16 protein-coding genes are annotated in these 14779 nt (G+C 60.9%); 8 read left to right on the plus strand and 8 right to left on the minus strand.

The features are described from left to right. Nucleotides 1-29 precede the first annotated feature (29 nt). Entirely contained in the window at nucleotides 30-1214 is a 1185-nt protein-coding gene (punC, locus tag ASE80_RS00865) for a purine nucleoside transporter PunC (RefSeq protein ID WP_056857244.1), read from the minus strand. A 122-nt stretch (nucleotides 1215-1336) separates the two neighbouring features. Here punC and punR point away from each other — a divergent pair, with 122 nt between their 5' ends. Further along, on the plus strand, nucleotides 1337-2251 hold the full coding sequence (punR, locus tag ASE80_RS00870; protein WP_056857245.1) for a DNA-binding transcriptional activator PunR: 915 nt from the start codon (nucleotides 1337-1339) through the stop codon (nucleotides 2249-2251). A gap of 119 nt (nucleotides 2252-2370) precedes the next feature. Here punR and ASE80_RS00875 read toward each other — a convergent pair whose 3' ends face one another. Continuing rightward, nucleotides 2371-3540, minus strand: coding sequence for an aspartate aminotransferase family protein (locus tag ASE80_RS00875; protein WP_056857246.1), 1170 nt, complete (start codon nucleotides 3538-3540; stop codon nucleotides 2371-2373). Between the two features lie 103 nt (nucleotides 3541-3643). On the opposite strand from ASE80_RS00875, the gene ASE80_RS00880 reads away from it, so the two are divergent. Next, complete coding sequence (locus ASE80_RS00880) at nucleotides 3644-4549, plus strand: LysR family transcriptional regulator (protein WP_056857247.1); 906 nt, start codon at nucleotides 3644-3646, stop codon at nucleotides 4547-4549. On the opposite strand, the gene ASE80_RS00885 is transcribed toward ASE80_RS00880, so the two are convergent. Both ASE80_RS00885 and fabV read right to left on the minus strand, forming a co-directional pair. After that, the gene (locus tag ASE80_RS00885) at nucleotides 4546-5169 is read right to left on the minus strand and encodes an HAD family hydrolase (protein WP_056857248.1); all 624 of its coding nucleotides are present in this window, start codon (nucleotides 5167-5169) and stop codon (nucleotides 4546-4548) included. The two genes, ASE80_RS00880 and ASE80_RS00885, sit on opposite strands and share 4 nt — an antisense overlap. A 243-nt stretch (nucleotides 5170-5412) precedes the next feature. Beyond that, nucleotides 5413-6606: an enoyl-ACP reductase FabV gene (fabV, locus tag ASE80_RS00890; RefSeq protein WP_056857249.1), complete on the minus strand. Its 1194-nt coding sequence runs from the start codon at nucleotides 6604-6606 to the stop codon at nucleotides 5413-5415. Nucleotides 6607-6881: 275 nt separating this feature from the next. Here fabV and ASE80_RS00895 point away from each other — a divergent pair, with 275 nt between their 5' ends. Further along, nucleotides 6882-7706, plus strand: coding sequence for an aspartyl/asparaginyl beta-hydroxylase domain-containing protein (locus tag ASE80_RS00895; protein ID WP_017137465.1), 825 nt, complete (start codon nucleotides 6882-6884; stop codon nucleotides 7704-7706). 149 nt (nucleotides 7707-7855) lie between these two features. Next, the gene (gene ppnN / locus ASE80_RS00900) at nucleotides 7856-9229 is read left to right on the plus strand and encodes a nucleotide 5'-monophosphate nucleosidase PpnN (protein ID WP_056857250.1); all 1374 of its coding nucleotides are present in this window, start codon (nucleotides 7856-7858) and stop codon (nucleotides 9227-9229) included. On the opposite strand, the gene ASE80_RS00905 is transcribed toward ppnN, so the two are convergent. Further along, the gene (locus ASE80_RS00905) at nucleotides 9230-9622 is read right to left on the minus strand and encodes a RidA family protein (RefSeq protein WP_056857251.1); all 393 of its coding nucleotides are present in this window, start codon (nucleotides 9620-9622) and stop codon (nucleotides 9230-9232) included. 154 nt (nucleotides 9623-9776) lie between these two features. On the opposite strand from ASE80_RS00905, the gene ASE80_RS00910 reads away from it, so the two are divergent. From ASE80_RS00910 to ASE80_RS00920, 3 genes are all read left to right on the plus strand, one after another. Beyond that, a complete protein-coding gene (locus tag ASE80_RS00910) occupies nucleotides 9777-10034 on the plus strand; it encodes an AbrB/MazE/SpoVT family DNA-binding domain-containing protein (RefSeq protein WP_056857252.1) in 258 nt (85 codons plus the stop codon). After that, complete coding sequence (locus ASE80_RS00915) at nucleotides 10031-10426, plus strand: PIN domain-containing protein (protein WP_056857253.1); 396 nt, start codon at nucleotides 10031-10033, stop codon at nucleotides 10424-10426. The genes ASE80_RS00910 and ASE80_RS00915 overlap by 4 nt, the downstream gene beginning before the upstream one ends. 71 nt (nucleotides 10427-10497) lie before the next feature. Next, nucleotides 10498-10878: a hypothetical protein gene (locus tag ASE80_RS00920; RefSeq protein WP_056857254.1), complete on the plus strand. Its 381-nt coding sequence runs from the start codon at nucleotides 10498-10500 to the stop codon at nucleotides 10876-10878. Between the two features lie 21 nt (nucleotides 10879-10899). Here the strand turns inward: ASE80_RS00920 and ASE80_RS00925 are convergent, their stop codons facing one another. Both ASE80_RS00925 and ASE80_RS00930 read right to left on the minus strand, forming a co-directional pair. Further along, nucleotides 10900-11229, minus strand: coding sequence for a YXWGXW repeat-containing protein (locus tag ASE80_RS00925; RefSeq protein ID WP_056857255.1), 330 nt, complete (start codon nucleotides 11227-11229; stop codon nucleotides 10900-10902). A gap of 160 nt (nucleotides 11230-11389) precedes the next feature. Further along, nucleotides 11390-12265 carry a LysR family transcriptional regulator gene (locus ASE80_RS00930; protein ID WP_056857256.1) on the minus strand — a complete coding sequence of 292 codons (876 nt, stop codon included), beginning with the start codon at nucleotides 12263-12265 and terminating at the stop codon, nucleotides 11390-11392. Between the two features lie 120 nt (nucleotides 12266-12385). Here ASE80_RS00930 and ASE80_RS00935 point away from each other — a divergent pair, with 120 nt between their 5' ends. Continuing rightward, the gene (locus tag ASE80_RS00935; RefSeq protein ID WP_056857257.1) at nucleotides 12386-13051 is read left to right on the plus strand and encodes an NADPH-dependent F420 reductase; all 666 of its coding nucleotides are present in this window, start codon (nucleotides 12386-12388) and stop codon (nucleotides 13049-13051) included. A gap of 67 nt (nucleotides 13052-13118) precedes the next feature. Here ASE80_RS00935 and mqo read toward each other — a convergent pair whose 3' ends face one another. Then, a complete protein-coding gene (gene mqo / locus ASE80_RS00940) occupies nucleotides 13119-14774 on the minus strand; it encodes a malate dehydrogenase (quinone) (RefSeq protein ID WP_056857258.1) in 1656 nt (551 codons plus the stop codon). Nucleotides 14775-14779: the final 5 nt, after the last annotated feature.

The following is a 14779-nucleotide window of genomic DNA, read 5'->3' on the forward strand; positions in this document are numbered from 1 at the left end:
AGCTCCCACAGTTTGATCGCATTCCAGCTTCAGGCGTTTGCCAGTTCCGACTTTTCGGCTTTCGGCCGCGCCAGCCAGTAACCCAGCACCGCCAGCGGCGCAGTCGCCAGCATCACAATCACGGTGATCAACAGCGGCTGGTCGATCATCGACGACACCAGCAGGCTGCTCAGAAAACAAAGACCCAATTGCAGGGTGTTCTGCAGCGCCGCCGCCTTGCCGGAATTTTCCGCAAAGGGCATCAGCGCATTCGCCACCACGATCGGGTAACTCGCGCCGTTGACCAACGCCATCAGGCAGAACGGAATCAACAAGGTGGTCAGGGTTGGCACCGTCAAGGTCGCAACCAGGTACAACGCGACCATGCTGATGCAATAAGCCACCAGCAACCACGGCAGCAGGGTTTTGCCCTGGTAATGCTGCAAGGCACTGCGACAGCTGTAACCGCCGACCAGAAAGGACAAGGTCGGCAGCACGTAACTCAAGCCGATGTCATTCGGGCTGTAACCCATGTCGCCAAGGATGAACGGCGACGCGGTGAGCCAGGCGAAGAAGCTGGCCGAACAGGCGGCGAAGATCATCACATTGCCGGTAAACACGCGGGAGGTCAGCAACTGCCCATAGCCCAGACGCGAAGGTTCGCCCTTCTCGGCCAGACGTTTCGGCATTTTGCGCAGGAACAACGTCGGCAACAGCAACAGCACTGACACCACCAGCAACACCGCGAAAATCGCCTGCCAGCCAAAGTGGTTCAGCACCATCGCGCCCAGCAGCGGCGCCAACGCCGGTGACAGCGACATCAGCGGCATGATGCTGGCGAACACGCGGTGGGCCTTGTCGGCCGGGTACCGGTCAATCACCAGCGCCTGCCAACTCACGGCGGCGGAACACACACCAATCGCCTGGATAAAGCGCAACGCCAACAACTGCGGCGCCGTCTCGACCCAGAACATCCCGGCGCAGCCCAGCACAAACAGGCTCAGCCCGGCGAGCAGCACCGGCTTGCGCCCCAGGCGGTCGGACAACGGCCCCCACAGCAACTGCCCGAGCGCAAAGCCGGCGAGGAAAATACTCAAGCTGGCGCCGACCGCGCCCGCACTGATCTGCAACTGCTCGCCCATGGCGCCAAACGCCGGCAAGTACATGTCCATGGCCAGATAACCGAGCATGCTCAGCCCCGCCAGATACCAGGTGAAACCAAAAGAATTTTTCATTGAAGCCTTGTAAGTGCTGCCATCAAACTATTTGCTGACTGGCGCCCATTATGAAGCTGACAGGCTGTGTGTGAAGCGATAATAATTGGACACTTGAATCAAATATTTTGAAGGCAGCCGCTATGTGGTCCGAATACTCACTGGATGTGGTCGATGCCGTGGCACGCCATGGCAGCTTCAGCGCCGCCGCCCAGGAATTGCACCGCGTGCCGTCAGCCATCAGCTATACGGTGCGCCAGCTGGAAGAGTGGCTGGCGGTGCCGCTGTTTGTGCGCCGACACCGCGACGTGGAGCTGACGCCCGCCGGCCGTCTATTTATAGACGAAGCGCGCGGGGTGATGAAAAAAATGCTCGGCACCCGGCGTTTGTGCCAGCAGGTGGCGAATGGCTGGAGCGGCCAGTTGAAGGTCGCGGTGGACTCCATCGTCAAACCCCAGCGCTGCCGGCAACTGGTGCTGGATTTTTATCGGCAGTTCCCCGAGGTGGAATTGCTGCTCGAATACGAGGTGTACAACGGCGTGTGGGATGCCCTGGCCGACGAGCGCACCGATATTGTGATCGGTGCCACCAGCGCCGTGCCGGTGGCCAGCCGCTTCACGTTTCGGGACATGGGCCTGCTCAACTGGCTGTGTGTGGTCAGCGCCCAGCACCCGCTGGCGAGCGTCAACGGCTTGCTCAGTGACGACCAACTGCGCCCGTTCGCCTCGCTGTGCATGACCGACACCTCGCGCAACCTGCCCAAGCGTGACACCTGGACCCTGGATAACCAGCGCCGTTTGGTCGTGCCCAACTGGGCCTCGGCACTCGACTGCCTGCGCGATGGGCTGTGCGTGGGCATGGCGCCAGCCCATCAGGTACTGCCGTGGGTCGAGCGTGGCGAGCTGGTGGCGCTGCAACTGAGCCGACCGTTTCCGGCCAGCCCGTCGTGTGTGGCGTGGGCGCAGGATAAGTTGTCACCGGCGATGAGCTGGTTGTTGGAGTACCTGGGCGATACCGAGACACTGAACCAGGAATGGCTCAATGGCCCCGATCTCTGAATTTCACGCCGATCCAATGTGGGAGCTGGCTTGCCTGCGATAGCGGTGTGTCAGCCACTGTAGTTGGCACAGACAGTCCGCTATCGCAGGCAAGCCAGCTCCCACAGTTTTATCCGGTTTCAGTCCAACAGGCGGGTGATCGCCCGCACGATCATCTCGACCTCTTTGGCATCCAGCGTCAGCGGCGGCAACAGGCGGATGATTTTGCCCCGCGTCACATTGATCAGCAGCCCATGCTCCTGGGCCGCACGCTGGGCCAGGTCACGGTAAGGCCTGGCCAGCTCGATGCCGACCATCAAGCCTTGCCCGCGAATCGCCAGCACCTGCGGGTGCTCACTCAACTCCACCCGCAAGCGCGCCAGCAGGCGCTCGCCCTGCAGCGCGGCGTTGTGCAGCAAGCCTTGTTCTTCAATGATGCCCAACACCGTGCAACCCACGCGACAGGCCAGCGGGTTACCGCCAAACGTGCTGCCATGGCTGCCTGGCGTGAACAATTGGGCCACGGCGTCCCGGGCCAGGCAGGCACCGATGGGCACGCCGTTGCCGAGGCCTTTGGCCAGGGTTATCACGTCGGGGACGATGCCTTCATGCTGGAACGCAAACCAGCGACCGGTGCGGCCGATGCCGGTCTGAATTTCATCGAGCATCATCAACCAGCCGTGGCGCGTGCAGTGGTCGCGCAGCGCCTTCAGGTAACCGGGCGGCGCGGGCAGCACGCCGCTTTCACCCTGGATCGGCTCGAGCAAGACCGCCGCGATACGCGTGCCGAATTGTTCGGTAATGGCCGCCAATGCGGCCAAGTCGCCAAAGCGCACTTTGAGAAAATCCCCCGGCAGGCGCTGGAAACCCAGGCGCACCGAAGGCCCGTCACTGGCGGCCATGGTGCCGAGGGTGCGCCCGTGAAATGCGTTCTCCATCACCACCACCAGCGGCTCTTCGATGCCTTTTTTCCAGCCATGCAGCCGCGCCAGCTTCAGCGCGGTCTCGTTGGCTTCGGCGCCGGAGTTATTGAAGAACGCACGGTCCAGGCCGGATAACTGCGCCAGCCGCTCGGCCAGGCGCTGCTGCCAGTCGATGCTGTAGAGGTTCGACGTGTGCAGCAACAGGCCCGCCTGCTCGCTGATCGCCGTGACCAATTTGGGGTGGGAGTGCCCGACATTGGTTACCGCCACACCGGCCACGGCGTCGAGGTATTCACGGCCCTGCTGGTCCCACAGGCGCGTGCCCAGGCCCCGGGTAAAGCTCAGTGCCATGGGTTGATAGGTGGTCATCAGGCAGGCGGCGGTCATGGTGGCAGGCTCCAGTGCATCGTTGTGAGGCTGCCAGTATCGTTAGCCACCTGAGCTGGATAAACTGCGCATTCCTGCAATGACTTTAAACCAGGGCTTGATAATGGATCTGTTCCAGTCGATGTCGGTGTACGTGAAAGTGGTCGAGGCCGGCAGCATGACCGCCGCCGCGCAGGAATGCGGGATGTCGACCACCATGGTCGGTAACCACTTGCGCGCGCTGGAGCAACGGCTGGGGGTCAGCTTGCTGAAGCGCACCACGCGCAAACAGAGCCTCACCGAATTTGGCGGGCAGTATTACCAGCGATGCCTGGAAGTGCTGGGGCTGGTGGCCGACTCTGAGCTATTGGCGGAGCAGATCCACAGCGAAACCCCCAAAGGCAGCCTGCGCATCACCGCGCCACCGGTGTTCGGCACCGAACGCCTCACACCGGCCTTGAGCGAATTTGCCCAGCGCTACCCGCAGATCAATCTGTATGTCGAACTCAGCAATGAGCGCATGGACCTGGTCGACAGCGGCTTCGACGTTGCGATCCGCCTGGGCGAGATGGAAACCTCAAGCCTGATCGCCCGGCCCATGCAGGCCTACACCCTGACGCTCTGCGCGTCACCGGCATACCTGGCGCGACGTGGCATTCCACAGACGCCCGACGACTTGCGCCAGCACGACTGCCTGGCGTTTGCCTACCCGGCGAACGACAACTGGCGCGACACCAGCAAACTGTGGCGCATGACCGGCGATGAGGGCGAGGTAGAGGTGCCGGTGGCCGGAGCATTGACCATCAACAGCTCCCAAGGCTTGCGCCAGGCAGCCGTGAACGGCATGGGCATCATCATGCTGGCCGATGCCCTGGTGCAACCGGACCTGGAGAGCGGCAAGCTGGTGGCGTTGCTGACCACCTATCAACTGCCCAGCCGCCCCATGCACCTGCTCTACCGACAGGACCGCTACCGCTTGCCCAAACTGCGCGCCTTCGTGGATTTCGCCATGGAAAAGTGGGCGCGCTAAAAGTTCACGCCCAACGCGCGCAAACGCGCCGCAGTGCGCTCGGCCGACACATGGTGAATGCCCTGCCAGCCGAGGGCTTCAGCGGCCTCGATATTGCCGGCAACGTCGTCGATAAAGACCACTTCACTGGGCTGGATATCCGGCAAGTGAGCGCGTACCTGGGCAAGGCTGGCGTGATAGATCGCGGGATCGGGCTTGATCAACTTCAACTCGCCGGACACGACGATATCGCGCAAGTGCTGCAGGAACGGATAGTTGGCCCGTGCGTAAGGGAAGGTTTCCGCCGACCAGTTGGTGAGCCCGAACAGCGGCATATCGGCCTTGTGCAGCGCCTCAAGAATCGCCACGCCTTCGGGCAGCGTGCCCCGCAGCATTTCGTGCCAGCGGTCGTAATAGGCCTGGATCAAGGGTTCGTGCTGCGGGTGTTGCTCGATAAGGTGGCGGGTGCCTTCGGCGAGGCTGCGGCCCGCGTCTTGCTCGGTGTTCCAGGCTTGGGTGCAGATGGTGTCGAGAAAGTGTTGCCGTTCGGCGTCGTCGGCAATCAGCTGGCGGTAAAGGTGCTGCGGGTTCCAATCGAACAGGACACCGCCAAAATCAAAAACTACTGCACGAATCGTCATCAGATCCTCCGTTAGCGTGGCTTGATAGCCGAGGGAGTCTGGCAGATTGTGAGGGTGGGTGGGAGCGCGAGAGAATGTAGGAGGGTTCTGAATTAACCCAAGGCAAATGTGGGAGCAGGCTTGTGTGGGAGCTGGCTTGCCTGCGATAGCATCGCCTCGGTGTAACTGATAGACCGAGGTGACTGTATCGCAGGCAAGCCAGCTCCCACATAAGCCAGGCTCCCACATTTTTTTTGACCGTGTTTAGGCCTGGATCAGGCCCTTGATCTTCACAGTCGGGTTCACATCCGCTTCATAGTCCACGCCGTCGATTTCAAAGCCGAACAAACGCAGGAATTCCGCCTTGTAGCCGGCGAAATCGCTGATCTCGTTGACGTTGTCGTCGGTCACCTGGTTCCACAGTGCAGCCACGGCGTCCTGAACCTTCGGTTCCAGCTCAGCCAGGTCGGCGCGCAGGCGGCCGTCGGCGTCCAGCTTCGGCTCGCTGCCGTACAGGCTGTCTTTGAACAGGCCGTAAACCTGCTCGATGCAACCTTCGTGGGTGCCCTGCTCTTTCATCACTTTAAACAGCAGCGACAGGTACAGCGGCATGATCGGGATGGCCGAGCTTGCCTGGGTAACCACGGCCTTAAGCACCGACACACGAGCGTCGCCCTTCAGCGCAGCGAGGTTGTCGCGCAGGGTCAGGACTTTTTTGTCGAGGTCTTTCTTGGCTTCGCCGATGGAACCGTTCCAGTAGATGTCCTGGGTCAGCTTCTCGCCGAGGTAGGTGAACGCGGTGGTCTTGGCGCCTTCGGCCAACACATCGGCGTCACGCAAGGCGTCGATCCACAGCTGCCAGTCTTCGCCGCCCATGACTTTCACGGTGCCGTCGATTTCTTCCTGGGTTGCAGGCTCAAGGGTGGTGTCGACCACCACGCCTTTGTCGGTGTTGATACCGCGCAGGGTCACGGCCTTGCCGATCGGCTTGAGGGTGGAGGTGTGCACCACGCCTTGCGGGTCGGTACGGCGTGGGGCGGCCAGGCTGTAAACCACCAGGTCGATCTTGCCCAGGTCTTTCTTGATGGTTTCGATGGTCAGGCGCTTGATCTCGTCAGAGAACGCGTCGCCGTTGATGCTCTTGGCGTACAGGCCTTTTTCCACGGCAAACTTCTCGAACGCCGCGCTGTTGTACCAGCCGGCGGAGCTCAGCTTGCCTTCTTCGCCTTCTTTCTCAAAAAACACGCCCAGGGTGTCGGCGCCGCAGCCAAACGCAGCACTGATGCGCGCGGCCAGGCCATAACCGGTGGAAGCGCCGAGGACCAGCACCTTCTTTGGGCCGCCTTCGATGGCGCCATGCTGGGTTACGTAGTTGATCTGCTCTTTGACGTTCGCTTCACAGCCAACAGGGTGAGCGGTCACACAGATAAAGCCACGAACCCGCGGTTTGATGATCATAAAATTTCTGCCTCTTCCAAGGGGTCGACGGCCAGTGGTGGCCATTCAACTTCAATCGTACCGGTCTATGACGCGCGAAAAACCGAAGCGTCACGATAGACGTAAATCTTCTGTTTACAAAATCCAATCGGCAAAACCGTGGGCGCACCGCACCGCCTGGTTAAAAACTGTGTCCGGCTTTCACAAATTCGCAATATTTAAAACGCCCGGCACCTTGATAACCCACTATCATGGCGGGATTGTTTCGCTTTGTTTCAGGTCCGGAGCCTCGCTTCATGAGTAAAAGTGCTGTGCAAAAAAAATTGGTCTCAGTCGCCTGGGTGCTCGGTGTACTGCTGTTCATCTATTGCTTCCCACGTACCAGCCTGGTGTTTCTGCTGCTGGTGCTGTTCTGCGGCATTTATGACTTCCTGCGCAACGGCCTGTACGACCGCGACACCATCAAGAAATACTTCGTCGGCAACGGCCGCAACACCTGGATATTGGCGCCGTTCAATACCCTGTTCGACCTGTTGAGCCTGCGCAACCGCCACGTCTACACCATGCGCGACCTGCCGCCGGCCTGGCGCGAAGACCTGCAACAAGTCATCGACGACGCCATGGCCAACAAGGACGAAATCATCAGCTACCTGGACGAGCGCATGGCCGAGAAAAAGCGCGGCATGCTGTTCTTCCAATGGTACGGCCGCCCGATCGAAACCACCCTGGACATCCCGCAACTGCGCAAGAAACTGCCGTTTGTGAAGACCATCGGCGTGTCGGTGTTCAACGAAAACCGCTCCACGTCCTTCCACTTCGGCCCGCTGCGCATGATGTTCCGCGTGCTCTACAACATGGCGCCGGCGCCGCATCACGACGGTGTCTACATCCAGGTCGGCAAGCACAAGCACTACTGGCACGATGACCCGCTGTTCATCTTCGATGACACGCTGATGCATGCCTCCTTCAACAAAAACGACGCAAAGCGTTACTGCCTGTTCATTGACATCGTGCGGCCGACCTTGCTGCCCTCGGTGCTGAATGCCGTGATTTCGGGTTTTGCCGGGCTGGTGTTTACCCTGCGTCGGGTTTTCTACAAAAACTGGAAGCTGATTCAGTAAGTTCTGCGGCATGATGGTGTTGACGGTATTTGCGCCCTGCCCCTGCGGCGGCCAAACTAACCGTCTAGTGCGACCGAGTTCGGCGCTCACCATTCTCCAGCCATCGCCGCCCCTGGCGGCTGCGATGGCTGTGCTTTCAAGGAATCAAAATGCCCCAACGTCAAGTCATCAATGCCTCCGTCAGCCCCAAGGGTAGCCTCGAAACCCTGTCCCAACGTGAAGTCCAGCAACTGAGTGAAGCCGGTACCGGCAGCATCTACACGTTGTTCCGCCAGTGCGCCCTGGCCATCCTCAACACCGGCGCGCATATCGACAACGCCAAGACCATCCTCGACGCCTACAAAGACTTTGAAGTGCGTATCCACCAGCAAGACCGTGGCGTGCGCCTGGAACTGTTGAATGCGCCCGCCGACGCCTTCGTCGATGGCGAGATGATCGCCAGCACCCGCGAAATGCTCTTCAGCGCCCTGCGCGATATCGTCTACACCGAAAACGAGCTGGACAGCCAGCGCATCGACCTGAGCAACTCCCAGGGCATCACCGACTACGTGTTCCACCTGCTGCGCAACGCCCGTACCTTGCGCCCGGGTGTCGAGCCGAAAATCGTGGTGTGCTGGGGCGGGCACTCGATCAACACCGAAGAATACAAATACACCAAGAAGGTCGGCCACGAACTGGGCCTGCGCAGCCTCGACGTGTGCACCGGCTGCGGCCCCGGCGTGATGAAAGGCCCGATGAAAGGCGCGACCATTTCCCACGCCAAGCAACGCATTACCAACGGCCGTTACCTGGGCCTGACCGAGCCGGGCATCATCGCCGCCGAAGCGCCAAACCCTATCGTTAACGAGCTGGTGATTCTGCCGGACATCGAAAAACGCCTGGAAGCCTTTGTGCGCGTGGGCCACGGCATCATCATCTTCCCGGGCGGCGCCGGCACGGCCGAAGAATTCCTGTACCTGCTGGGCATCCTGATGCACCCGGACAACCGCGACGTGCCGTTCCCGGTCATCCTCACCGGGCCGAAACAGGCCGCGCCGTACCTGCAACAGCTGCACGCGTTTGTGGGCGCCACCCTTGGCGAAGCGGCCCAGGCGCACTACCAGATCATCATTGACGACCCGGCCGAAGTGGCGCGCCAGATGACCGCCGGGCTCAAGGCCGTGAAGCAGTTCCGTCGTGAGCGCAATGACGCGTTCCACTTCAACTGGCTGCTGAAGATCGACGAAGGCTTCCAGCGCCCGTTCGACCCCACCCACGAAAACATGGCCAGCCTGCAACTGAGCCACGCGCTGCCGCCCCATGAACTGGCGGCCAACCTGCGCCGTGCGTTCTCGGGGATTGTGGCCGGTAACGTCAAGGACAAGGGCATTCGCCTGATCGAGCAGCACGGGCCGTATGAGATTCACGGTGACCCGGCGATCATGAAGCCGTTGGACGAGCTGCTGCAGGCGTTTGTCGCCCAGCACCGCATGAAGTTGCCGGGCGGCGCAGCCTATGTGCCGTGCTATCGCGTGGTGCAGTAACTAGCGCTGCACCGCCACACATTTGATTTCCACCAATAGGCCGGGGTGTGCCAGTTCGGACACCCCGATCGTGGTCCAGGCGCAATGGCCGCGTGGGAACAGGCGGTTTTTCACCTCACGGAAAACCGCCATGTGCTGGCGCATGTTCACGTGATAGGTGGTCATGTCCACCACGTCATCGAAGCTGCAACCGCCCTCCTCCAAGACGTGCCGCAGGTTTTCCCAGGCCGCGATGAATTGCGCCTCGGGATCTTCGATCACAGCCAATTGCGGCGTACGGCCGACCTGGCCTGCGCAGTAAAGAGTGTTGCCAACTTTTACCGCAGGCACGTAGCCGGCGCGTTCGACAATGGGTTGCATGGCGGCGGGAATAATGAGCTGACGTTCGGTCATAGCTTGTATCTCTTTGGGTCGCAGGCGGGCGTGTAGCGCGCAAAATTCGAGCTAGGGTTTTACCTGTTCCCACTCACTCACACCAGCCGAGCACCCTATGGACCAACGGATCTTGTCCTTCATCAATCCTTACCTTACGGTAAGGAATATCACGATGGAGATCTTCGCTATGGCCACCGCCACACTCACCTCGAAAGGGCAAATCACTATCCCCGTGCAAGTGCGCACCGCGCTTGGCCTGGAAACCGGCGACCGGGTTGAATTTGTCGAAACGGAAGACGGCAAGTTTTCCATTATCGCCGCGAGCAAAACCGTGCAGGACCTCAAGGGGCTGATCCGCAAGCCCGCACAAGCCGTGTCGATCGAAGACATGAACCGCGCCATTGCCGCGCAAGGAGCGAACGCCGGATGATCGGGCTCGATACCAATGTGCTGGTGCGCTACGTCACCCAGGATGACCCCGTGCAATCCCCCAAGGCCTCGGCGCTGATCGAGTCGCTCACCAGCGTGTCGCCGGGCTTTGTCAGCCTGGTGTCGGTGGTGGAATTGGTCTGGGTGCTGCAAAGCTGCTACCAATCGGCCAAAAGCGACGTGGTGACCGTGCTGGAAACGCTGCTGCGCACCCGTGAGCTGACCGTCGAGCACGCCGAGATCATCTGGCAGGCACTGCGTCGATTCACGGCCGGCAAAGCCGATTTCGCCGACTACCTGATCGAACGCTGCGCCCATGCAGCCGGCTGTGAATACACCGCCACCTTCGACCTTGATGCGGCAAAAGCCACGGGAATGAAGCGCCTGGCTTGAGCCGCAGCATTGCGACGAATGCCGGGCTTTGGTAAAAAACGCCACCGCCCTTGATCAAGAGAACTCACCACATGCGCACGTTGCTGCTTGTTGCCATGGCCATGGCCATGGCGCCCACCCTCGCGTTGGCCGACACCATCACCTGGCCCGACCTGCCGACAACCTGTTTCGTCAGCGGCCGCTCCGCGACGAGCGTGGACATCGACAGCGGCTGCGCGGCGTTTACGCTGAATGTGCAAGGCAAGCCAGCGGGTTCACCGATCAACGTGGATGTGCCGCAGTACGCCCTGCATGTGGATGAAGCCACCGGCAAGGAAACACCGGTGATCATCATCCAGGCCGAAGAACAAGGCGCGACCCAGATAGTCGGCTATCAGGAACTGGGCAGCGATCAACTCGGTGCCGCGTTGCTGCGCGAGGTCAAGCTGCTAGGTACCCAAAAGCCGATCTAGTCGTTTTGTAAGGTGCCAGGTTCAGCGCACCCAACCACCACCCTGCCAGTGGTAACCGTCATTGCGCTGCACCCAGTGCGGGTGTACGTAACGGTAGCCTTCGCGCACTGCCTCCCAATGGCCGTGCACCGCTACATAGCGCCCACCTTCCCAACGCCAGTAACCGCGTGACCACACATAGCCATAGCGTGCCGGCGGCTCGACTTCGATCACCTGCACCGGCGGTGGCTGTGGCGCCACCACCTCGACATACTCACGATGCACTGGCCCGCGCTCATGCACCACGCGCTCTTGTACACACCCGGACGCCGCGACGACAATCGCCGCCAATGCCGCATAACGTAGCAACATACACACCCCTCGGGCGCCAGCGCCCAACGAATACACCAGAAAAAAAATGCCCCCTTGCTGCAGCCTTGCTCCTGCTTGGCACTGGGTTATTTGTAACAGGTGGTGTCTGTCAGGTTGCTGAACCTGAGGTATTCGCACCCCAGGGCCGGTATTTGAGCGCTCAAGCAGGTCCGAATCGCCCCAGCACCGTCTCGACAAAGCGCCGCAACTTGGCCGTGCGCTGGCGGTTCGCCGTGTAGACCAGGTGCATCGAGCGGCTCGGCGCCTCAAAGCCTGGCAGCACCCGCACCAACTCGCCCTTGGCCAGTGCCGTGCGCAAGAAGTCTTCAGGGCCAAGCACGATGCCGAAACCATCCAGTGCAGCCATCATCAACGCCCGGCTTTCGTTGACCTGTAAACGGCTGGCAACCTGCACCTTGTGCACAGTGGTGCCTTGGTAAAAGACCCATTCACGCTCTGCCGGGCGTGACCAGAACGCATAGCCCAGGCATTCGTGATGCTCAAGGTCTAACGGCAGCAAAGGCACGCCCCGTGCGGCCAGGTAGGCAGGCGCGGCGCAGGCCACTAGGCGATAAGGTGCCAGCGGCCGCGCCGTAAGGCCCGTCGTGGCCAGGGGACCGATGCGAAAAGCCGCTTCATAACCCTCCTCCACCAGGTCGACAAAACGGTCGGTCAGGTGCAAGTCGATTTCCACATCCGGGTTGTCACGCAAAAACCCGGTAATCAGCGGCATCAGGCTGTAGGAGCCGAACGTCACCGGGGCGGTGACCTTCAACTTGCCGCGCGGGGTGTCATTCATGATCTGGGCGAGCGAATCAGCCGCCTCAGCCTCCGTCAGGATATGTTTGCAGCGTTCGTAGTACGCGTTACCCAACTCCGTCAGGCTTTGCCGGCGCGTGGTGCGATTGAGCAAGCGGGCACCCAGATGTTGTTCCAGTGCGGTGACATGCTTGGCCACCATCTGCGGCGACATGTTCAAGCGCTCGGAGGCGCGGGCATAAGAGCCCAACTCGGCGGCCGTGACAAACGCACTCATGCTGGTTAGACGGTCCACGATTGACTACTCCCAGTAACTACATCGACTACAAACCACCCATTTATCACCCAATGGTTGCCAATCATCATAGTCACTTCCCCACTTCGCAGGAGCAAAGCCATGAAGATCGGCGTGATTGGAGCAGGTTTCATCGGGCGCGCCGTGGCCCAACTGGCCCTGACGGCCGGGCACGCGGTGATGCTGAGCAACTCCCGTGGCCCGCAGACCATGAGCAGCGTGCGCAGCGGCATCCCCGGCGTGCAAGTGGGCAGCGCGCAGGAAGCCGCGCAGTTTGGCGACGTGGTGCTGGTGGCGATTCCCCTTGAACACTACCGCAGCGTGCCCGCGCAGTGGCTGGAAGGCAAAACGGTGCTGGACGCCAACAATTACTACCCTGAGCGCGATGGGCATATCGCGGTGCTGGATCGTTTTGAAACCACCACCAGCCGCTTGTTGGCCGAGCACTTTGCCCATTCACAGGTGGTCAAAGTGTTTAATGCGATCTTTGCCTCAGACATCAACCGCGATGCCCGGCCACACGGCGCACCTGACCGCCGCGCCCTGCCGGTGGCCGCCGATGATGCGACGGCAAAGGCGCAGGTGATTGCGCTGCTCGACGAGCTGGGTTTCGACGCCGTGGACGCGGGAACGCTGGATGACAGCTGGCGCTTTGAGCGGGCCAAGCCTGCGTACTGCGTGCCGCTGGATAAAGCCGGTTTAAAGGCCGCATTGGCCGCCGCCGAGCGCACGGTGGAACTGCCGCCAGCCGAACGCTCCCGCACCTGACCACACGCCCACAAAAAAGCCCGCTGACCGTTACCGGTTCAGCGGGCTTTTTAACATCAGGCTTGGCTTACAGCGCCAGGTCCGACGCCGGCTTGCTCGGCTCAGCCGCAGGCTTGGCAGCCTCGGTGGCTTCGGTTGCCTTTGGAGCGTTCAGCTGCGGAATGGCAGGCGGTGGGGTCAGTTGCAGGACGCCGGCCGTGTAGGCCCACTCCTTCGCAACAGCCTCAGGGCTGTCATTCAGCTTGGTGCCGTAGCTCGGTACGATCTGGTGCAGCTTGGCTTGCCACTCTGGGGTCGCCACCTTGTCCTTGAACACTTTTTGCAGCACGGTCAGCATGATCGGAGCCGCGGTGGACGCGCCTGGCGATGCACCCAACAGGCCGGCGATGGTGTTGTCGGCGGAGCTGACCACTTCGGTGCCGAGTTTCAGGACGCCGCCCTGCTCTTCGTCACGCTTGATGATCTGCACGCGCTGACCGGCTTGCCACAGGCGCCAGTCGGACTGCTTGGCGTTCGGGAAGTACTCTTGCAGCGCCTTGAAGCGGTCGTCATCGGACAGCATCAGTTGGCCGGCGAGGTACTCAACCAGTGGGTATTCACGAATACCGACTTTGGTCATTGGCCAGATGTTGTGGGTGGTGGTGCTGGTCAGCAGGTCCAGGTACGAGCCTTCTTTGAGGAACTTGGTCGAGAAGGTTGCGAATGGGCCAAACAGAATCACACGCTTGCCATCCAGCACGCGGGTGTCCAGGTGCGGAACCGACATCGGTGGCGCGCCAACCGAAGCCTTACCGTAGGCCTTGGCCATGTGCTGCTCGGCGATGGCCGGGTTATCGGTCACCAGGAACGAACCGCCAACCGGGAAGCCAGCGTATTCCTTGGCTTCAGGAATGCCCGACTTTTGCAGCAGGTGCAGTGCACCGCCGCCCGCGCCGATGAACACGAACTTGGCGTCGGTTTCGGTCTTGGTGCCGTCTTTCAGGTTTTTGTAGCTCACACGCCACGAACCGTCGGCGTTCTTGGTGATGTCCTGCACTTCGCTCGACAGTTTCAGGTCAAACTTCGGCGTGGTTTGCAGGTGCGCGACGAACTGGCGGGTGATCTCGCCAAAGTTCACGTCGGTGCCGATCGGGGTCCAGGTGGCGGCGATCTTCTGCTTCGGATCACGGCCTTCCATCATCAATGGAACCCATTTGGCGATCTGCGCCGGGTCTTCGGAGTACTGCATGCCGGCGAACAGCGGGCTGGCTTGCAGGGCTTCGTAGCGCTTTTTCAGGAACTTGATGTTGTCATCGCCCCACACAAAGCTCATGTGCGGTGTGGAGTTGATGAACGAACGCGGGTTCTTCAGCACGCCCTGCTGTACCTGCCAGGACCAGAACTGACGGGAAATCTGGAACGCTTCGTTGATCTCGACCGCTTTCGGGATCTCAACGGTGCCGTCCTTGTTTTCCGGGGTGTAGTTCAGCTCAGCCAAAGCCGAGTGACCGGTACCGGCGTTGTTCCAGCCGTTGGAGCTTTCTTCGGCCACGCCATCAAGACGCTCGACCATCTCCATCGACCAGTCCGGCTGCAGCTCGTTGAGCCAAACACCCAGGGTCGCACTCATGATGCCGCCGCCGATCAGCAGCACATCGACTTTCTTTGCCTCTTCCGCCTGAACGGACGTGATCCCCATCGACAAAGCCAGCCCCAGCAGGGCAGTGTTTACTTTCTTAAACATCAGTA

Source organism: Pseudomonas sp. Leaf15 (assembly GCF_001421425.1).
Taxonomy (GTDB): Bacteria; Pseudomonadota; Gammaproteobacteria; order Pseudomonadales; family Pseudomonadaceae; genus Aquipseudomonas; species Aquipseudomonas salomonii.